Genomic DNA, 20,493 nt, shown 5'->3' with positions numbered 1-20,493 from the left:
GGTTATTCCGATGAAAATTGCTCTATTAAGAAAACTTGAACAATCATTGCTGGAGCGCCTTAATCAAGAAACTAAGGCCGAAATTATTGATCTATCTGATCAAATTTCCCCAAAAGCACTAGCTGATACGGAAATAATTTTAGGCTGGAATCCAGCTGTTTTAGACGCACTTAAATTACCAAATAAAATCAAATGGATTCAAGTTTGGAGTGCTGGAGTTGATTATCTGCCACTTGAAACTTTTGATCAAAATCATCTTTTCTTGACCACAGCCAGTGGAGCTAACAGCTTCAACATTGCTCAGCAGCTTTTGGCTTATCTGCTAATTGAAGTTCGGCACTTAGATTTATCAATCAAAAATCAAACTAAAAAGCTCTGGCAACTTCCAGCTGGGCAAACTGAACTTACGCAAAAAACAATTGCCTTGCTTGGAACGGGCAATATTGCACAAGATTTGGTAAAAATGCTTCAGCCTTTTGGGATGAAAATTATCGGAGTCAATACGACTGGCCATGAAGTAGCTGGATTTGATCAATGTTTTCCAATTAGTCAGCTATCAGAAGCAATCAGGGATGCAGATTTTGTGGTCAACTCTTTGCCATTGACTACTAAGACCAAAGGAATCATTGACCAAGCTGTATTTAAGGCACTGAAAAATAGCAGCTACTACCTAACCGTTGGCCGCGGAAAGACGACTAATGAAGCGGATTTAATCAAGACTTTAGCAAACCACGAAATTGCCGGGGCTGCATTAGATGTGTTTGAAAATGAGCCTTTATCTGAAAATAGTCCGCTCTGGGAGATGGATAATGTGCTGATTACTCCTCATAGCGCCGGCCCAAGCGACTTTTACGATCAACGAGTAGTCGATAGCTTTTTGACTAATTTCCAGGCTTATCAAGAAACTGGCATCCCTAGTCAGCACTTAATCAACTATCAAAAAGAATACTAATAGCAAAAAAGAATTGATCTATCAACCTTATGTCGATAATCAATTCTTTTTATTTTATAAGCTAATTTACTTCCGCCATTTTAGCTAAGTCTTCATCAGTAATTTGTAAAATATCGCTGTGATCGAGATCTTTAGTTACTCTGTCAGCCTGAATTCGACTTAAACGATCATTGAATACCTGTACCCAGCGCCCATTACCAGTTACAGTCGAAGGTTGATACTTCACCTTGACTAAAGCAGCATATTTTTCAGGATCAACCTGGTAATCGCGCTCAGCCAGCTTCTGCAAACCGATCTTGACGATTGCATCACTGTCGTAATCTTCAAAGTCAAATTTATTAGGAATTCTCGATTTCAATCCAGTATTAGTATCCATGAAATCGGCCATTTCTTGGTAATATCCCGCAAAGATAATAACCAAGTCATGCCTATGATCTTCCATAAATTTTAGAATTTCAGTTACAGCTTCTTGACCAAAGTCGCTACCTGTACTTTCTTTTTTAGCCAAATCATAGGCTTCATCAACAAATAATACTCCGCCTAAAGCTGACTTAAGAACTTTTCTAGTTAACTGTGCAGTGTGACCAACATATTTGCCAACTAAGTCTGCTCTAGTTACTTCAACGAACTTGTCCCGGCGAATTACGCCCTTTTGGTATAAAACCTTGCCCATTAATCTAGCTACAGTCGTCTTACCAGTACCTGGATTTCCTAAAAAGAGTGAGTGCAAAGTATAGTCGCTAGCTTCATAGCCCAATTCTTGACGCTTTTTGTTAATCAACGCCATAGAAATAAATTCATCGATCTGCTCTTTTACTCGCTTGAGTCCTATCAAGTTTTGCAACTTTTCATAAGCATCTTCTTGTGAGCCTTCAATGTAATTGCCTTGGTTGATCAACTCGTCGATATCCGCATTAATCAAAGTATCTGGCCGTTGATCTGGATGATCAGCAATTCGCTTGGCCATCTGTAATTCTAAGCCTTGCGCCATATTTCTTGACCAACGAGCGTTACCCGCATCAAAGGCATTGCTGTATTCATTAGCAATTCGTTTGGCAAAGTATTCTTCGTCCTCAGGGTAAACTTGGTCATCTTCAAGCATATCCTTGGTAATTTGGACAATTTCGCTTGGGCTATAATCGTCAAAGTAAAACTTGTTTGGAATTCTAGAGTCTAAACCTGGATTAGATTCCAAAAAGTCCTGCATTTCTTCAGTGTATCCAGCAAAGATAATCGCAATTTCATCGCGGTGGTTTTCCATATATTTCAAAATTTGCGTAATTACCTCATGACCAAAGTCGTTGCTTGAATCCTCAACATTCAAAGCATAGGCCTCATCAATAAAGAGTACCCCGCCCTTAGCCCTTTCAAGCATAATGGCTGTTTTTTGGGCACTTTCACCAATTACCTTACCTACTAGGTCTTCACGTCCAGCTTCAACAAACTTAAATTCCTCGCCTGGCAATACGCCAGCATCAAATAAAATCTTCGCATAGAGTCGTGCGACAGTGGTTTTTCCTGTACCAGGATTTCCTAAAAAGACCGCATGGAGTGTATTGCTAATATTCTTTAAGCCACTGGCTTTTCTGATTTTGTTGAACTTGATTAAAGTGGTCGTAGTCTTGATCTGCTCTTTTACTCGGCCAAGACCAACTAGATTATTCAATGTCTCCATTGCATCCCGTTGATCGCCCAAAGTAAAGACGTCAGTTTTCACTTCAGGAGACTGTGCAATTTCAATCGTACTTTCTGGGTCAGTATCATTGAGATATGGCAGACGATTTACCTGCCCTATGCGAGCATATGAGCCGGTTTTTAGTTCAGCATAAAGATCCCGAATATCTGTTCTAATTTTCTTAGCAATCAAGATTGAGTGGTCTTTTAAGGTAAAATTTTTCCACTTTGAATCATGTTCTGATGAAAAGAAGACATCTTCAATTTGGATTGCACTATGGTCTTGCGCCTGCAAGCTTTGAATCGTTGCGCTAGTAATTTCCACGTCAGATCTTGCAAAGTAAAGATATGATAATTCTTCATCATTTAACTTAACAATACTGTCTTCAGCAATTAGGTCATACTTGCCTGCACCTGGCGTTAGGACCGTTTTTTCCAGACTAACAGTTGAAAGATTAATAACCTTCAAGGCTGTTCTTTGGTTGCTGATTAGTTCTGAATTAGTTAGGGTTAATTTACTTTTATCAAGTAAAATAGCGACGGCATCTGTGTTAGTCTGGACCTTGCTATCTGAAAGACGCAAGACTGATTTGTCACTAGCCCAAATTTGGCCGGTAAACGTTGCATTATTTGCTTCTAATTTGCTGCTGGTTAAGCGATATGAAGCAGCATCATTGGCTCTAATGCCAGCAGCTAGCTTGCTATTATTTAGCTTAATGCTAGACTTTTCGGCGTTAAGGAGCCACTTTTGCTTAATATCAGCTAGCAATTCGCTGTTATCTAGCAATAGCTCACTTTCATTAACAAGATTTACTAAGCCCTTGATCTTGCTGCGGTCGATATTGACAGTCGCCTTGTTCAATTCAAGCGTGTAGTAGTTAGCCTGACTAGTATTAGCTGAGTCAAAAAAGACCTCTGAGAGGTCAACTTTGGCCCGATTGATTGCTAGTGAACTCTTGTCTTTAGCATCATTGATAAATTTGATCTTTTCAATTTTTACTTCTGCTTCTGGATCAATTGATAATTGTCCTTGAATTACAGGATACTTAGCTGGATCAAGTTCATCACTAGTAATGGTTAAATTCTTGGCAATTGATAGACTATTAAATTCAATTGTTTGACCGCCTTGAAGTTCAAGTACATCCCCATCTACAGCGACTTGATAGGCTTCATCTAAGCTATAGATCTTTTCCGAAGTTGCTTTATTTTTATTTCCAACTTTAAACTTATTCATTTGCTTCACCCCTAGACTGATTGCGCTAATTATACCCAAGCTAGGGGATATTTTTCCAATAAAATGCTTACAAAAAAATCTTGCCTATTGATTAAGCAAGATTTCTTTTATCTATCCAACCATTTGCCATGGCTTAAGGTCAACTACTGGCCCATCTAATAACTTTCTTTGACTGTCAGTCAAATATTTCTTGTGTACAATCACGTGGTAGACATAATCTTCAAACCATTGATGACTCATGACAAAATATCCCTTTTCGCCATTATCGCTACCCCAGGAGTTTTCTACTTTCCATTGACGGACTTCGCCTTGATCAAGATCAACGCCAACTAGGGTCATAGCATGACTTGCTCCACCTTCACCAGTTGCAAGGCGATCAGCTTTAGACATCTTTGTACTTACACCAAAGAGTTCATCGGTTTTGTATAGGTCCGTTGATAGGTAACCTGATTTGCGTTCCATTTGTTTTAGAACGTCATTGCCGAATAAGACAGCTTCTCCATCCTTAAGCTGCTCAATTGCCATTTTCGTCAATTCAGACATTGGTAGATTCAAGAATTTGACTTGGTCCTTGCCAACTACGTTATCCCAGTAGCCATCATGGTAAACTTTTTCATATTCGTAATTAGGCGAGTTAGAAATTCCAACATAATCATCGAAATCAAAGTCAGCTAAGTACTTATGCAAAAATTGTTGCGGGGTTAAATTCTTGTCTAAGTGATAATTCTTATCATCATCGCGATATTCTAAGTCAAAGACCTTAGGTGGCTGACCAAAGGCAGTAGCAACAATGTGATAGATTTCGTTCAAAAACTTCTTTCTGTTTTCTTCAACTTCATCCATCTTGCCTGCTTGAACTAACTTGCGCAATACTAAACCATCCTTGCGCTTTTTTCTAGCCAAGAAGTCGTCAATTGCACTAGTATTGTCGCTGTTGAAGCTTTCAGGCATCGCATATGATGGAACAACGCCGTACTTTTTGATCAAAGCAACAGCCATGGCCCATTCACCGCCATCATAGCCAGTTCCAGCCAAATATGCGGCCACTTCACGATCATCTAAAGGCTTATCTGCTGTTTCAATGATGTGATCATAGTAGATGTTTGCGCGTTCAATTTTATCCCAGAAAAAGTTGTAAACTTGTGAAAATTCAAAATTCTTCACATGATATTTCTTTCCAAAATGATGACGCAGAACATTCAAACTAGAAAATTCCCAACATCTACCTGAATGTTTTTGATTAGTGACTTGATCAACTGGCAATTCAATTGAAAAAACCCGGTTTAATTTTTCTGAAACTTTAGAATTGAAAGATGCTTCAAGAATTCCACTTCGTCTCGCTGCTCGACTAATTGCTTCGTTAGCTGGTTCTTGTTCAAAATTCTTACGGAATTCTTCTGCTTCTTGGATTGTAAATTCGTGTACCATAAGTTACCTCACAAAGATCAATTACTTTTATTTATTACTAATATACTCTTAAGTTTATTTTTTGGCTAGTCCTTACATAAAAAAATAGCCATGATTTAAAAATCACGGCTATTCATAATTATCATTCTATTTATTATTATAAATATACTTACAAATACAATTATAAGTATTAGTGCATGCATAAATATTATAAAGGCTTGATATTCTGCACTTTAACCCAGTTTGTATTATCAACTAATGCCCAGACTTGATTATTGGTTTTCTTCAATCCATTAAGCTGCTTGAAGCTACCAGTCTTGATCATCTGTTTTTTTCTTTTGCCTTTAGCATCATAAACATAGGCTTTTTTAACAAATTTCACTACTCCGCTTGCAGTGATCTGGCCTTTAATATTTTTCCTTAAGTAGCTAGTTGAAACTTTCTTCCATCCACCAAATTGATATATCTGATATGAGCCTTCATTAGTTCTTACATCTGGCTTTTTACTTACTAAAACAGAAATAAGACCTGACTTAATTGAGCTATCATTTTGATTATACATCTTAAGTTTTTCAAATAGATTCAGTAAGTCTTGCATCTTCTTCTCTTTTTCAATTTGTCGCGTCTTTTGGTCATCTAATGTTTGCTTTTTAGCTTTTAACTCTTTTGCCTTATCCTGCAACTTGCTTTTTTGCACAGTCAATTCATCAAGTTCTTTTCTGCTTTCAGCATACTTCTTTAGCGCTTGTTCAAGCTGCGTATTTAAAGTTTCTAAGTGCCCTGTTAACTTTTGACGATCATCCTGTATCTGCTTGATTTTTGCCTTTAGAGCAGCCAATTCATCGTTTTTAGCTTGATTATTGTCATCAATGCTTGCTGCTAGTGGCTTGGCATCTTTAAATAGATTATCTGCTTTCTTATTGACATATACAGCACGATTAACAATTTTGAGTGCTCGTTTATCGTCATCTTGATCTAAGACCGATCTGATTTCAATAGCTGCCTGCTTGATTTCTTTCTTTTCAGCTTTATCGCTAATTGCATCTTTGACAATATCTGTCAGATCATCTTTTTTCTCTTTTTCATCTGGCAGACTATCTTCTAAGTCAGCAAGCTGATCTTTATAGGCATCAAGTTTTCCATCTAACTCAGCAATAATCTCTCTTAGGTGCTGGGTTTCAAGCTCTGTTTTTTCGATCTCATCCAGCAATAATTCTAATTTGCGCTCTTTGAGCTTTAGAATTTGATCCAGCTGATCAATTCGATCTTCTACCTCGCTTAGTTGCTGATCAGTTAACATTTCTGGTAAAGCCTTCAAATTTGATCTTGCACTTTGCATAGTAGAGATTCTTTTTTCAAAAAGAGCAACAAGTTCTTCTTTACTTAATTCAGAATCACTGCTTGCCTTAACTTTTGGACCTTGAACCAACATGACTCCAGTAAGTACTCCAACTGCTAACATCGAAATTACATTTTTTCTTTTCATAAGATGTCCTCCTAAAATTTCTCTTACACTCCTAAATACGAAAAAAATTGCAATTTATTTTTTTGAATTTGAAGTCTTTACCATTTCTTAAGAATTATATTTACATTTGTAAGTCTGCTTATATTTATGTGTAGATATATAAGTGTATGTCTATTTGTATTTATAATAAAGCTTACAATTATCTGCATAATTATTTTGCAAAAAAATAAACGCAAATGCGTTAACATCAGCGTTTATTGATTATATATAAATATATTTATAACTATAAGTCTATGTATTATTATAAATACTTACGGTTTATCTAAAAATGTGACATTTCCTTTGAAAAAGTTCAAATTCTTATCCGTATGTCGCTTAATCAATCCTTGTTCAATTGCCTGACTTACAGTTAGATTTCCAAGGATTACTTTTGCCCAAACAGCAATTGATGCTGAATAATCAGGTGCTTGATCGCTTTCTTTTACAACACAATTCTTAGGCGTGCGTTTAACTTCCCAAATACCGCGATTCCAAGTACATAAGCTATCGTCAGTTACTTCCAAGTAATAAGTACCTGTCTTTTCAATGCTTAGAGTTTCCACCAATTTAGCAAAATCAATTATCTTGGTCATCAGATATGGCTTATTCTCAACCTTTAAATCAGCTATATTTGCTAGGCAAGAGCTTAAATCGATATCTTCTGATACTTCTATCCTAAATTCGTCAAAATTCTGTTCTGAATCGTTAAAATTGGCAATTAAGGCCTTATATCCATCTTCTACCATGCTATAAATTTCAGTGACGACAATTTCATGATCAGTATGGTAATAGAGCATATAACCTCTTGGAAGCCCTACTCGATCATAGTAGACCGCGATTCTATGGTTTGGTACACGCTTTTCAAGCAAATCCCACCACCATGCTGGTCGAATCAAGGTATTCCGCTCTGTTAAAGAATGCATCGGAACTTCATATAATTGTGCGATCGCATTTTGTAAACGGATATTATCCCAAGTTCCAGTTACAACTTTTCCTTCTTCGCTAGTAGCAACTTTAGCTAATTGATCTTTTGACAAATGGTAGATATTAGCGAAAGTTGAATCAACATAGTCAGCTTCTTCCACTAAATATTTCATTTCAACATTCGTAGAAATTGTTAAAAAGCCTTGCTCATGTAGGTCTTCAAATACTTCATCTGCCAAAAACAGGTCAGCATAACGAGTATAAATTCGAGCAAAAGCAGTTTTACCATTCTTACGATTGAATTTGTTTTTAAAATAAGTAATTGGAATAACTTTTTCAAGTCTGTCTTTATGTTGATCAACGTAAAAATCCGTCTTATCAAAAGTAGCATCTAGATATTCTAGATCACTACCAAACTGCTGCCGTGCACTACGAATGAATTCTTCAAGCTTTTCTTTATTTGCTTGTTTTTTTCTTAGTTTCATTATTTCTTGTTCCACCTTAGTACAACATATTCCTAACACATAGATTATACAAGAAATTTTATCTAATCAAATGTTTTTATTTATCTTTCGATAAAAATAATGCATTATTTAATTTTAATATGCTTACATTTATAAGTATAAGTCTGTTTCTACTTATACTTATATTTAAGCTTATAATTATACATGTAATTATAAATATTATTTTGAGTTGTAAATCATCATTCGCATAAAATCGGCATTTATAGACATAATTGTTATAAGTATAAATATATTTATGTTTATGGATGTAAGTCTATTTATTTTGAATATTAATTATGCTATTAAACAAATTTTGTGATATGATATAAAAAAACAATTGAGGTAGAAAAAATGAAAATTATTTCCTTTGCTGCTATTAAAGGTGGGGTTGGTAAGACTACCCTCGCCTACAATTTTGGTGAATGGTTAGCCAAAAAAGGTAAAAAAATATTATTTATTGATCTCGATCATCAATGCAATTTAAGTCAAACTTATGACGTATACGGCAATGAAGAGATCGGTACTGTTGCAAATATTTTTTTGCAACAAGGTGAAGTTACTATTAATCATGTAAAAAACAATATCGATCTAATTGCTGGAAATATGCATCTTGATGATATTGAAACAAATATCGAAAACATGACTAATAAGAACATGCGTCTATATATGTGGCTCAACAATAATTACGAAAGCTTGCATATTGATCAATATGATTACATCATTATTGACTGTCACCCAGACTTTTCAACTGCAACAAAGAATGCAATCATTGTTAGTCATGACATTTTAAGTCCAATTACCCCAAGTAAACATGGATTTGATGCTAAATACAACCTTCAAGATCGAATTGATGATTTAAGAAAAGAAGCAATCGAGTTTAGCACTGGTAAATCCTACGTAACAGCTACTTTGTACTATATTGCTAACTTGGTAAAAAGAAATACTTCATCTTCAAATGAAATGTTAGCTGCAATTAAAGATGATGATTCAGTGATTGCAGTTATTCCAGAAAAGGAATTGTTCAACCGTTCTAATCTTGATGAAATTCCTGTAGTTGACATGGAAGACGATACTCGAACATATAATCGAAATTATAATTTCTTCCAAGATTTTGAAAAAACATTTGCTGAAATCGAAGCTAAATTATAGAATCCTGCCCTCTTTTTGAGGGCTTTTTATTTGTCTATATTTCCTATAAATGGTTTAATAATAGCATTTATAACTTATTATGCTTATATTTATATGTATATTTTTAATTACAATTATTACATCTAGTTATTTTTATAAGTATAATTATATGTATCTTTACAATAATAAGCCTATATACTAGTATAATTATCAGTAATGCGTATAATAAGATGTATATTGCATCAAATCATGGAGGAATCTTTTATGGCATTTAATGGACCAAAAGCTAATGCTTTTAAAGAGAGCAATGAAGCTCATGAAAAAATGACAGAAGCGCTTAACAATAAACCTGTTTTAACAAATAACATGCAACCTGCTCCTGAACCACAAATTAGTTATGCTTTGCCAACTAAAACAGCAATCCAAAAAGAGAAAGTTAAACCTTTTACTTTTACATTGAAGCCAAGTAACAGAAAAGCACTTAACAAAATTGCTAAAAGACATGGTTATACTTCAACTAGTGCATTTTTGGATGATTGGATTGAGCAAAATAAAGATAATTAATTTTTATTACTAATTACAAAAATATTTAGACAAAAGATCAACGAACTTTATTTTTGAAGTAAGCTGATCTTTTTTGTTATATCTAATCTTCTGGAAAATATTTTATTTGCTATAAATTTTTATTTTTTCTTTGGCAGAATTTGACTCTCTTAAATTTGCAGTCTCGATAATTTTTGATGCCACTTGTAGATTGAAGTCTTTTAAATCCATTTATATATATCCCTTTAAGAAACCCTTTACTTCCCTTTAGCTAGGTTCGAAAGTACTGATATATAAGGCTTTCTGAATACTAATAAACGACGTTGTGTGGAAAGTATACTTAAGATATAGGCGTAACAATCGCTGATATCATCGTATTTCTGTGTAAATAAGGCAATTTAATAATAAGAGTGACGTCTCGTGGAACATAATAATTGCTTAAATTGCAGCAAAAGCCTAATATACCGGGCAAGTTCAGCGAAATTAATAAGGAGACGTCTTGTGGAGTATTTAAACGACGCCTTCTGGAGATAAGAGTGACTTCATATGGGTTGATAAATTCCTATAAAAATAATAAGGGTGACATCGTATGGAGTCAAGTTTTCCACAGCTTTTGGTAATAAGGGTGACGTTTCATGGAGCTATTTAGGAAATTATATTTCAGTTTGTCAAAAGAGTGACGTGTTGTGGACCACTATATCTTGTAGTTGGTTAAAATGAAAGCATGATATTATCGAAAAAGCATCTTTTATTGACCTATATCTAGTGTAAAACGAATAAATAGGATTAATAAGAGTGACATCTCATGGAGCTGATTTTTTAGATTGGAAAAATGAGGTTAAAGCGCGAAAAATCGGGAAATTAGGAGAAATTTTCTGTAACTCCATATTACGTCGTTTTTTTGTAGATGGAAAATTATCTAATAAGGGTGACGTCGCATGGAGAGTCTAGGTAAAAATAAGCCATGATACATACAATATCTTGTATCTAATTTATGAAAATAGCGGTATTAAAGCATCATTTTTCGGTATTAAATCAATATCTAGTAATTTTTTTCATTATTCATAATAAGGGTGACATCTCATGGAGAAGGAAAAAGAACGACGTGGTATGGAGTAATAAGAGTGACGTCTCGTGGAGTTGAAATTGAAGTTTTCTTGCAAAATGCTAGTTCAAATTATAAAACGACGTCTCATGGAGCTAAAAAATAATAAGGGTGACGTGTCATGGAGCGAATTTTAATAAGGGTGACGTGTCATGGAGCAAATTTGGCTAAAGCTATTGTTTTAGACGACGCATTGTTTTATAGTACACTTAATTAAAAGGAACGACCCATTATGGAGAAGGTCGTTAATGGAGTGAGACTATGGCAATTAGAAAAAGACCAGTACAAAAGATCATAAAAATTGATAATCGCTTCAATGATGATCCTATCTTTGAGCCGATTGATAGTTTACCTGAAATTAATAGCAACATTTTTTGGTTGATTGCTGCCCAAGTAAAAGACCAAGGTGGCAACAGAATAACTTTATCTCCAGATCAAATTAAACGAGAAGTCGGCTATAATAGTCATATTTCAAATAAGCAAATTGCAAAGAATGTTGATGAGACTTTTTCTAGGTTACTGACAATTCAATTGTCAAAAGAGGAAAAAGATGAAAAAACCGGACACATCAATAAAATTCGCGAAAACATCTTCAAAAGATCGGTAGTTGACACTAATACGCTTGAAACTAGTGTTGAAGTTAGCGATAGTTTCTTGTACTTGTTTAACCATTTGGAACATTGGACGAGATTTTCGATTACCCAGTATGTTCGTCTGCATTCGAACTATTCACGGAAATTATTTAGATTGTTGAAGCAGTGGCGCACAGTTGGAAGAAAAGAATATAAAATCGACGACTTCAGAAAGAGGCTGCAAATTCCTACGTCATATCGCCCAACAGATATTGATAGACGGGTTTTGACCTTATGTATGGAGGAGCTTTGCGCTAATTTCCAGAATTTTAAGATCACTAAAAACTATCGTAAGGGTGTAAGGGGACGCAAGTTGGATTCCTATATTTTCACTTGGGTGCCAGAAAAAAACAACCAACAAGACGTTTATTATGACAGCAGCATCGAAGATACCAACTCAGTCTATTACATCAAGTCTAACCCTTATATGACGCCAGAAGAGAAATTTAGGGCCTTAGACAGGTTTTATGGCTTTACGCTAGGTACAAGTGCTAAGGAGTACAAAGAAGGGCATCTGCACTCATATTTCTTGCCTAATAAGCTGCATAAGCGCAATAAGAGAACTGTATTCCATCGCTCTGATTTAAAGAGTTTGACTCAATACAAGCATGCGCAATTTGCACAATTGTTATCTGTATATAACGAAGTCAACAAGAAGGGCTTTTTGACGCCAGAAGATTTAGAAGACATGCAGTTATTGCAGATGGGATATGAAAAATCAGCGGAAGATAGAGAACGCGATCAAATTTCTGAAAAAGAACGACTTAAGAACCTCGAAAATAGAGCGATGACTTTACAAAAACAAAGAGAAAATGAACAATTTGCCTTAGATTTTAGTAATGCAGGACAGGATTTAAGCGACTCGCTTGCATTATTTGATATCGACGACATCTGAAAATAAGCGGTAAGAATACTGGAGCTATCAGTATTTCTACCGCTTTTTTTATAAGGTTCTTTATATTTATATTTAGAATTATACGTATACTCACTAACATACATATACGTGAAAGCATAATTACTCATACAAATACAAACATAATAATAAAGAACTGTATAATTATAAAATATAAGTCTAAATACTAATATCCTTATAAAAATAAGTATCAGTATAAATAACTCCATTTTGAGTCGTTCATAATGAATAATTTTTGTTGAGCGCAGAAAGTTAAAAATTGAATTTGATTTTTCTAGTTTGGAACATGAAAAGTCAAAACTATCGAAATTAATTAGTTAAGATACTGAGAAATAAAATTTGGAGCTTAACTTTTTAAAAAACATCTCCCCAAAAGTTTTGCCAAAAACAGATTTTGAGTTAGGATAGTAAGCATAATTTTAAATATAATTATATGTATATGTATTAATGCACTTATATTATGAAATACACTGATACTTATAAATATTAATGAAATCGAATACAAAAAAGGTTGAAAATGCTGATAAATCTGTAATAATAAAGGGGAAAGAGAGGATTTTGAAAATGAAGAAAGCAAAGAAGTTTGTGACTATTTTAGCCTTGAGTGCAGGCTTACTAGGAGTAGCAAATAATCAATCATCAGCAGTTCAAGCAGCTAGTTCATTCAAAATCAAATTGAACAAGAACGCTTTTGTTTATACTGCTAAAGGTAGTCGCCTGAATAGGTTCTGGAAGAAGAGTAGTGTTCTTAGAGCAACTGGAACAAAAGTTATCAAGGGTAAGAAATACTACCGTTTAGAGGGTTCAAAAGCTGGCTATATTTTAGCTAATACTGCCAAAAAGCAAGCTACTAAGACTAATATTACTAAGGATGCGAATAAGGTAGATAACTCAGTCAGCCCAGAGTTTAGAAAGCAAGTTCAAACAGAATTTGTTAAGCTCATTAACAACTGGAGAAAAGCTAAGGATTTGAAGGCTAACTCAGAATTGACTAAGTTTGCGACGCTTAGAGCTCAAGATCAGGTTGTTTCATTGAAGAATACAGGCAACTTGGACAATCATGCTGGCTTTAATAACTATAATGCTCCAGCTTCGGCAGAATGTATTGGAAAAGAACCAAAGACTTCAGCTAAAAAGTTGGCTCAAAATATGTTTAACAAGCTAGTGCTCAACGATGCAGACAGTCAATGGAGACACCGCGATATCCTCAAATCAGCTAAATATTCTCAAATTGGCGTAGGTATTGCTGCAACTGGAGACTATTACACTTATGCTGCTGATTTGAAGTAATGTATCAAAATGTTATTGAAAACAAAAAGACGATCGCTAAGATCGTCTTTTTGCATCTATTAAGATTTCATGCGAACAGAGGCAGTTAAATCATTCGCATATTTTTACCATTCATAGTCAGTTGGGTCTTGCAATCCCATACCGGTTGCTTTATCAAGCATGATTCTTTGCTCGTAGTGGGCAACGTTCAACTTAGTAGTCTTAACCATATCTGGGTTTACAGATACGTAGTCGATACCACTTTGTACCAAGAATTCAGTAAATTCTGGATATTGTGATGGTGCTTGACCACAGATTGAAACAGTCTTGCCATCCTTGTGAGCAGTCTTGATCAAGTGTCTAATTGCACGCTTAACAGCTAGGTTGCGTTCATCAAAGATGTTAGAAATAACTTCGTTGTTTCTGTCGCAACCCAAGATAAGCATTGTTAAGTCGTTTGAGCCGATTGAGTAACCATCGACGAATTGGTTGAATTGGTCAGCCAAGATGATGTTAGCTGGAATTTCTGCCATCATGTAAACTTTGAAGTCATTGCTACGTTCAAGGCCACATTCACGCATGATTTCAGTAACTTTTCTAGCTTCGTCAACTGTACGGCAGAACGGAATCATAACGTTCAAGTTCTTCAAGCCGTATTCGTTTCTTACCTTCTTGACCGCTTCAAGTTCTAGCTTAAAGGCATTTATATACTTAGGGTTGTAGTATCTTGAAGCACCACGCCAACCTAGAAGGTCTGCTGGTTCAACTGGTTCATACTTTTCACCGCCCTTAAGGTTGCGGTATTCGCCTGACTTGAAGTCTGAGAAGCGAAGAACAACTGGACGAGGAGCCATAGCACGAGCAACCTTGCTGATACCGTTAGCTAATTCGTTAACGACTCTTTCTGGGTGGCCAGTTTCAATCAAGTAAAGTGGGTGTTGGTGAATGAAAGTAGTCCACAAGAATTCTTCTCTCATCAAACCAATACCATCTGCTGGCAAGCTTGAGTACTTTTCAACTAAGTCAGGGTCACCAAGGTTCATCATGACTCTAGTAGCTGTTGGAGGGAAGTATTCAGCAACTGCAGCTACATTAGCTTCATGAGTTTCAGCCTTTGGTTTAACTACATCTTCAACAATGCCGTCGTAGACAATACCATTTTTGGCATCAACGGTAATTTCTTGACCGGTTGTCAAAGTCTTGGTAGCTGCTGCTCCGCGACTAGTAGTACCAACGATACATGGAATTTGCATTTCGCGAGAAACGATTGCAGCGTGGCAAGTCATACCACCATTGTTAGTAACAATAGCTGCTGCCTTCTTCATTGCCGGTACCCAGTCAGGTGAGGTCATCAAGGTTACAAGGATTTCGCCTTCCTTAAATTGGTTGATATCCTTAGGGTCATCGATTACGTGAACCTTACCTGCAACAATACCAGGGGATGCTGGCAAACCTTTCAAAAGAGTCTTATGATCTGTGGTTACATGCTCGGATGAAGTGCTTGCTTCATCATTAGCACGTTGTGACCAAACAGTTTCAGGACGAGCTTGAACCATCCAAAGCTTGCCGTTTTGATCGAGGGACCATTCGGTGTCCATGTAGCAACCGTAGTGTTCTTCGATTTCTTTAGCATAGCCAGCTAATTGGATAACTTGTTCATCGGTCAAGCATGGCTTAGTAGCAAGGTCTTCAGGAACTTTTCTTTCTTCAACACCGCCATCAGGCAATCTAATCAATTCAATATTCTTGTTGTTGATTGTCTTGTCAGCAATCGTCAAGCTTGCCTTGTCAACGATGTAGTTGTCAGGAGTAACTGTACCTTGAACAATGTATTCGCCAAGTCCCCATGAACCTTCGATCATAATCTTGGTGTCGTCACCAGTTGCTACGTTGACGGTGAACATAACACCTGAAGCCTTTGAAAAGGCCATCATTTGAACAGCAGCAGAAAGAGCAACTTTTTCTTGTGGGAAGTTTTGCTTAATTCTGTAGTAGGTAGCACGGTCTGTGAAGAGGGATGCGTAACATTCTTGCACCTTCTTGATAACATTATTGCGACCGTGAACGTTTAAGAAAGTATCTTGTTCGCCGGCAAAACTTGCATTTGGCAAGTCTTCAGCAGTAGCACTAGACCTTACTGCTACGAATGGTTCATTGATTCCCATTCTTTTTGCTAAAGCATCATATGCATCGCCGATATCTTTAGCTAGGTCATCTGGCATCTTTGCTTCGTTCATCAACTTACGGATTTGGGAGCAAACGCGATGCAATTCTTCAGAATCTTCTGGATTCTTTAAAGTGTCAAGCAAAGCGTCTACTTTAGGATTCAATCCTGTTTCAGCCATGAAATGACGGTAGCCGGCTGCAGTGGTAGCATAGCCAAATGGCACTGGAACATTGGTCCCAGAAGTCAATTCACCAAGGGATGACGACTTACCACCAACTAGGTCGACATCTTCACGATGTAATTCATCAAACCATAAAACATAGGCACTGCTCTTGTGAGTGTCTGTTTCTGTAACTACATAAGCATTAGTATTTGTTTCCATATATATTCACAACTTTCTGTCTATATGTAACCGCTTACTTACAACTATTATTCTACTAGGATTTTTGCAATTGTCAATAGAGCGGAGTATCCATAAGATAAAGGCTGACTAATATATTTTTGTAGTTGGTCTACTCGTTAAGGCGAAAGAAAGCTGTCACTGAAACAAGCTCAGTAGGTTTTATTAAAGATATAGTAAGCGCTTCAAAAATTAACAAAAAAAGAGTAGAAAAAAAGCGATCGGAGAAGAGGATCGCTTTTATGTACCACTAATGGACTAGTTTAGTAGTAACAAGATTTGTGTTTTTGACTAAGATTTTTGGAAACACGCATTCCTTTTCAAGAAAACGCTTACTAAGAATTTACCATAAATTTGCTCGTTTGTGAATTATTTTTTTGAAAAAATATCGATTAGTTTTTGCTTTTAGAAAAAATTGAAGTTGATCCTATAAAGATACGAGACCGTAAAATAGTTTGATATTATATGAAAAAAACGATGTTGTTAACACATCCATATGTAATTATTGTATTGCAATTATTGATCATTAGATTTTTGTTTTGCATGTCAGAAGGTCCTTTATCAAGCAATATAAATAAAAACAAAATCCCACTTTCATGAATAATTGAGTGTATATATTATCCATGTTAGTGGGATTTTCTTGTTTATGTTTTACAATTTTTATTTAGTAACTTAGTGCTCTGTGAGCGTCTAGTGCCCAGTGGCTCATGAAAGTTACAACACTCATTGAACGTTTAGTTCCAGTCCAAGGATCATTATAATAAATGGTATTTCCATGATAACCAGTTAATGTAATTGCATGATTGAAGATATTATCGAACCAACCAACCCAAGTTACGACTAAATGGGAATTAATTAATTTATGCTTGATTGTAGATAAACTACAATTTGTCAGATTAACCGCAGTGCCTAAATAATGTCGTACAACTGGTTTTACGCCACTTGGTGCTACCCAAAATCCTAGTGGAAACTTTTTATAGGGAGAACCGATAAATCCTTTATTTGGATTATGACTACGTGGCATAAGTTTAGCTGCCTGATCTTTAGTAATATTTTTACCTGCAAAATTAATCATCATCGTAACCGCAGTAATTTCGCAACCTGTTGGCATTTCAGGAAGCTGACTAATTACCTTAGCATAATTTTTGATTCCTGTGATACTTCCAGACTTATCAATCCAATAGTAAGCACGATTAGTCTTAGTATTTTGAAATCGACGTTTACCTGAGTTGTCAAAGTAGCCATAAATATTTTTATTGGGAATTTTATGGATACCTTTGAGCATGACACCATTTTTATCAAATAAGTACCAATTATTAGAGATTTTTTTCAAACCTTTAGTTAATTTATTGTTACTTAAATAGTAGCTTTTACCATTTCTAACAGTCCAACCATCCTTATTTTGGGCAACTTGCTGGTGATTAGGATTATTTTCCTGAGTGTTTTGGTTAGATTGATCATTTTGAGTATTTTTCTCAGTAGTATTTTGACCAGATGTATCAGTATTTACTTGTTCGGATTGATCAGAACTAGTTTGACTAGAATTAGTGGTATCAGACTGATTAGCATCATTATTACTGGTTATAGTCGAATTTTGACTACTATTATCAAGAGTATCGGCTCGAACGATTGGGCTATTTGTGAAAAATAGTCCCACACAGAACAAAAGACTAAAAATAATAAGTTGTTTATTATGTTTCATTTTTATCTTCTAAATAAATGGTCTCTTAATACCGGCAATGACGTTTCTCTGACCATTGACAATCGGTTGAACCATTACACGTGGTGGCCAGCTTTCGATGACAAGATTATTACCAAGATAGATAGCTACATGCCAGATGGTATGAGTACCAGGTTGGTAGTAGAAAACAAGATCACCACGACGGCGTTGAGAGTATGGTACAAGTTTCAAATGTTTATCCGCCCAAAGATTGCGTGAATTCCATTCGTTGCCAGGATGTGCGTGACCAATTGAACTAGTTGGAATTGGACTAATTCCTCCGGCGTATAAACTTTGCATTACAAGGCCAGAACAATCAACACCATATGCCGGACTTGAAGAAGAACCAGCGATCCATGGTTTGCCCATATACTTATAAGCTTGTTTAATCATAGCTTCAATGTGTGCTGAACGACCTTGCCATGCTTGTGCTTTTAAAGGTGCAATATAGCTATCAATGCCATACCAAGAACTCTTAGAAAAGCCCATCTTTTGCCAAGTCTTTAGGTCAACGGTACCTGTAGCTGGCAAGTGGTTTCTTGCTTGGAAGTTCTTAACTGCATTATAAGTTGTTTGGTTGTAGTAGTTTACACCAGCCCAAGTTCCCATTCTGCGCATTACTTTCCATGTTTTGATACCTTCATATCCAATTGATAAATTATAACCAACTTTACCATATGGCTTAATTTGAGTGTAATGGACTTGATGGTATCCCTTAGGATTTTGATAACCTTTAACAGCGGAAATTAACGACTTTTTAGCAGAAATATATAAACCAGAATTAGTTTTAACAACTGGAATTTGGTTGTCTGCCAAAACAAGTCCTGTAGTAAGGAAATGTTCACCAGCTTTAATAGTGCGAGCAGGTTTGGTCATAGCTGCATCTTTATAGGCAGTAGTACTGTGTTTTACTCGAATAATTTTCGGGTTACTTGAAAAATAATCATGCTTATCATAACTTACTTTGTTTTCGTTAGTTGAACTGTCAGAACTATTTACTTGTGTTACGACTTGATTGGTAGAAGAATCATTGTCGGCTGCTTGAACGGTTGTTACAGTTGTACTAACTCCAATTAATGCAGAGATGAGGGCAATAGTCCACTTTTTTTGCTTTTTCATACATATTTACTCCTAAATTTTAAGTTCACATTTATTTTACTACGAAGATATATATAATGCTATAGTGACTTAAATGAAATAAAGATAAAAAGTAATTTTAAAAATATAATTGTAAGTGCTTACTATTACTATGCAACAAGTGCTATAAATTTACGAAATAAACGAATTTTATAAAGATATTATTAGTTTTAGCTTATTTATTATCACCCTTTTAGTAGATATTAATTATAAAAAATCTCATTTGTCAAAGATTACTTAAAATTAAGCACAATAAAACCGAAAGATTCATATTTGGATCTTTCGGTTTATGCATATTAATGGTTAGATATTAGTTTATCTTGGGAATTTACGGATCTTATTAATGTTTGCGAACAAATGCCCATACTCAAAGAAGAGAAGTTAAAATTAATCCAAAAATTGAGTAAATTACACTTGATTTATTACCTGTTTGTGGCAACTTTTCTTGAGAATCTGTAGTGTCTTCTACTTCGTCTTCAACTTTTGAACTGCTGGCAAGTTCATTAGATATGTTGTTTTTTACATTAATAGGTGGAGTGGAAGGATCCGTTGGAGTAACCGGAGTAGTTGGGGTAGAAGGATCCTTTGGGTCGACTGGAGTAGCTGGAAGAACTGGTACATCAGCTCTGTAGTAAATATCGACAACAGCATCCAAACTCTCAGAAGTTACCTCAACCGCATCAACAGAAGTAGGAAGAGCAGTATAGCCAACTAATTCAGGAGCAGTGAAAGCGTCGAGAATTGGGCAGAAATGCTTCAAGACATGAAATCTCGTGGCCTTAAGCAAGTCGAGCTCTTTCTTTCAGATGGCGTTGTGGGTATGAAAACAGTGCTACAGCAGACTTATCCAAAAGCTCATTTTCAACGCTGTCTGGTGCATGTCATGCGCAATATCTGCTCTAAAGTACGCATAAGTGATCGTGAAATGATTATGAATGAATTCAAGCAGATCCATCAACAGCCAAATAAAGAAGCTGCTATTAATGTCTTGCATGCTTTCTATGACAAATGGGGCAAAGCCTATAATCATGTCATCAAAAATCTCAAAGAGATTGAGCCGGATCTGCTAGTTTTTTATAACTATCCTAAACAAATCAGAGCCACAATTTATTCCACCAATATGATTGAATCCCTTAATAACGTTATTAAGCTAAAGCAGAGTTTCCAACTGAGCAGTCGCTAGATACTTTTATTGGGGTTCAGGCAATGAACTACAACAAGCGCTATTTCAATCGAATCCACAAAAGATTTGACAGTTTCAAAGATACATATTTGTTATGA

The 20,493-nt window shown here is 35.6% G+C and carries 13 protein-coding genes and 1 pseudogene; 6 read left to right on the top strand and 8 right to left on the bottom strand.

Annotated features, from left to right (window positions below; translation table 11 throughout):
• The first annotated feature begins 10 nt into the window (after nucleotides 1-10).
• Nucleotides 11-952 (top strand): NAD(P)-dependent oxidoreductase, encoded by a 942-nt coding sequence (locus BN53_RS03090; protein ID WP_009559455.1) that lies wholly within the window; start codon nucleotides 11-13, stop codon nucleotides 950-952.
• A gap of 61 nt (nucleotides 953-1,013) precedes the next feature.
• On the opposite strand, the gene BN53_RS03085 is transcribed toward BN53_RS03090, so the two are convergent.
• From BN53_RS03085 to BN53_RS03070, 4 genes are all read right to left on the bottom strand, one after another.
• Nucleotides 1,014-3,860 (bottom strand): AAA family ATPase, encoded by a 2,847-nt coding sequence (locus tag BN53_RS03085; protein WP_009559454.1) that lies wholly within the window; start codon nucleotides 3,858-3,860, stop codon nucleotides 1,014-1,016.
• A gap of 111 nt (nucleotides 3,861-3,971) precedes the next feature.
• Nucleotides 3,972-5,288, bottom strand: coding sequence for a C1 family peptidase (locus BN53_RS03080; RefSeq protein ID WP_009559453.1), 1,317 nt, complete (start codon nucleotides 5,286-5,288; stop codon nucleotides 3,972-3,974).
• A gap of 187 nt (nucleotides 5,289-5,475) precedes the next feature.
• Nucleotides 5,476-6,753 (bottom strand): coiled-coil domain-containing protein, encoded by a 1,278-nt coding sequence (locus tag BN53_RS03075; RefSeq protein ID WP_009559452.1) that lies wholly within the window; start codon nucleotides 6,751-6,753, stop codon nucleotides 5,476-5,478.
• A 290-nt stretch (nucleotides 6,754-7,043) separates the two neighbouring features.
• Entirely contained in the window at nucleotides 7,044-8,180 is a 1,137-nt protein-coding gene (locus tag BN53_RS03070; RefSeq protein WP_009559451.1) for a sterol carrier protein domain-containing protein, read from the bottom strand.
• Nucleotides 8,181-8,549: 369 nt separating this feature from the next.
• Between BN53_RS03070 and BN53_RS03065 the strand changes: the two genes are divergently transcribed.
• The 4 genes from BN53_RS03065 to BN53_RS03050 all read left to right on the top strand — a co-directional run bounded on the left by BN53_RS03065 (nucleotide 8,550) and on the right by BN53_RS03050 (nucleotide 13,809).
• Complete coding sequence (locus BN53_RS03065) at nucleotides 8,550-9,347, top strand: ParA family protein (RefSeq protein WP_009559450.1); 798 nt, start codon at nucleotides 8,550-8,552, stop codon at nucleotides 9,345-9,347.
• 243 nt (nucleotides 9,348-9,590) lie between these two features.
• A complete protein-coding gene (locus BN53_RS03060) occupies nucleotides 9,591-9,890 on the top strand; it encodes a hypothetical protein (RefSeq protein ID WP_009559449.1) in 300 nt (99 codons plus the stop codon).
• A 1,345-nt stretch (nucleotides 9,891-11,235) separates the two neighbouring features.
• Nucleotides 11,236-12,501, top strand: a complete 1,266-nt coding sequence (locus tag BN53_RS03055) for a replication initiation protein (protein WP_009559448.1) — start codon at nucleotides 11,236-11,238, stop codon at nucleotides 12,499-12,501.
• A 582-nt stretch (nucleotides 12,502-13,083) separates the two neighbouring features.
• On the top strand, nucleotides 13,084-13,809 hold the full coding sequence (locus BN53_RS03050) for an SLAP domain-containing protein (protein WP_009559447.1): 726 nt from the start codon (nucleotides 13,084-13,086) through the stop codon (nucleotides 13,807-13,809).
• A 104-nt stretch (nucleotides 13,810-13,913) separates the two neighbouring features.
• Here the strand turns inward: BN53_RS03050 and ppsA are convergent, their stop codons facing one another.
• The 4 genes from ppsA to BN53_RS09985 form a co-directional block, all read right to left on the bottom strand.
• Nucleotides 13,914-16,337 (bottom strand): phosphoenolpyruvate synthase, encoded by a 2,424-nt coding sequence (gene ppsA / locus BN53_RS03045; RefSeq protein WP_009559446.1) that lies wholly within the window; start codon nucleotides 16,335-16,337, stop codon nucleotides 13,914-13,916.
• Between the two features lie 682 nt (nucleotides 16,338-17,019).
• Nucleotides 17,020-18,057: a C39 family peptidase gene (locus BN53_RS03040; RefSeq protein WP_009559445.1), complete on the bottom strand. Its 1,038-nt coding sequence runs from the start codon at nucleotides 18,055-18,057 to the stop codon at nucleotides 17,020-17,022.
• A gap of 9 nt (nucleotides 18,058-18,066) precedes the next feature.
• A complete protein-coding gene (locus tag BN53_RS03035; RefSeq protein WP_009559444.1) occupies nucleotides 18,067-19,194 on the bottom strand; it encodes a DUF5776 domain-containing protein in 1,128 nt (375 codons plus the stop codon).
• Between the two features lie 385 nt (nucleotides 19,195-19,579).
• Nucleotides 19,580-19,867 (bottom strand): LPXTG cell wall anchor domain-containing protein, encoded by a 288-nt coding sequence (locus BN53_RS09985; protein ID WP_269082224.1) that lies wholly within the window; start codon nucleotides 19,865-19,867, stop codon nucleotides 19,580-19,582.
• 72 nt (nucleotides 19,868-19,939) lie between these two features.
• On the opposite strand from BN53_RS09985, the pseudogene BN53_RS03025 reads away from it, so the two are divergent.
• Nucleotides 19,940-20,493: pseudogene (locus BN53_RS03025) on the top strand (IS256 family transposase); the annotation flags it as partial.

This window comes from Lactobacillus pasteurii DSM 23907 = CRBIP 24.76 (assembly GCF_000297025.1).
Classification (GTDB): domain Bacteria; phylum Bacillota; class Bacilli; order Lactobacillales; family Lactobacillaceae; genus Lactobacillus; species Lactobacillus pasteurii.
The sequence above is the reverse complement of the archived record's forward strand: the minus strand, read 5'-3'. Positions and strand labels throughout refer to the sequence as shown.

Excerpts from the sequence above, each read along its gene's own strand:
- BN53_RS03035 (WP_009559444.1), bottom strand. The coding sequence starts at position 19,194 with ATGAAAAAGCAAAAAAAGTGGACTATTGCCCTCATCTCTGCATTAATT.
- BN53_RS03065 (WP_009559450.1), top strand. The coding sequence starts at position 8,550 with ATGAAAATTATTTCCTTTGCTGCTATTAAAGGTGGGGTTGGTAAGACT.
- BN53_RS03050 (WP_009559447.1), top strand. The coding sequence starts at position 13,084 with ATGAAGAAAGCAAAGAAGTTTGTGACTATTTTAGCCTTGAGTGCAGGC.
- BN53_RS03040 (WP_009559445.1), bottom strand. The coding sequence starts at position 18,057 with ATGAAACATAATAAACAACTTATTATTTTTAGTCTTTTGTTCTGTGTG.
- BN53_RS03090 (WP_009559455.1), top strand. The coding sequence starts at position 11 with ATGAAAATTGCTCTATTAAGAAAACTTGAACAATCATTGCTGGAGCGC.
- BN53_RS03085 (WP_009559454.1), bottom strand. The coding sequence starts at position 3,860 with ATGAATAAGTTTAAAGTTGGAAATAAAAATAAAGCAACTTCGGAAAAG.
- BN53_RS03055 (WP_009559448.1), top strand. The coding sequence starts at position 11,236 with ATGGCAATTAGAAAAAGACCAGTACAAAAGATCATAAAAATTGATAAT.
- BN53_RS03060 (WP_009559449.1), top strand. The coding sequence starts at position 9,591 with ATGGCATTTAATGGACCAAAAGCTAATGCTTTTAAAGAGAGCAATGAA.
- BN53_RS03070 (WP_009559451.1), bottom strand. The coding sequence starts at position 8,180 with ATGAAACTAAGAAAAAAACAAGCAAATAAAGAAAAGCTTGAAGAATTC.
- BN53_RS03080 (WP_009559453.1), bottom strand. The coding sequence starts at position 5,288 with ATGGTACACGAATTTACAATCCAAGAAGCAGAAGAATTCCGTAAGAAT.
- BN53_RS03075 (WP_009559452.1), bottom strand. The coding sequence starts at position 6,753 with ATGAAAAGAAAAAATGTAATTTCGATGTTAGCAGTTGGAGTACTTACT.
- ppsA (WP_009559446.1), bottom strand. The coding sequence starts at position 16,337 with ATGGAAACAAATACTAATGCTTATGTAGTTACAGAAACAGACACTCAC.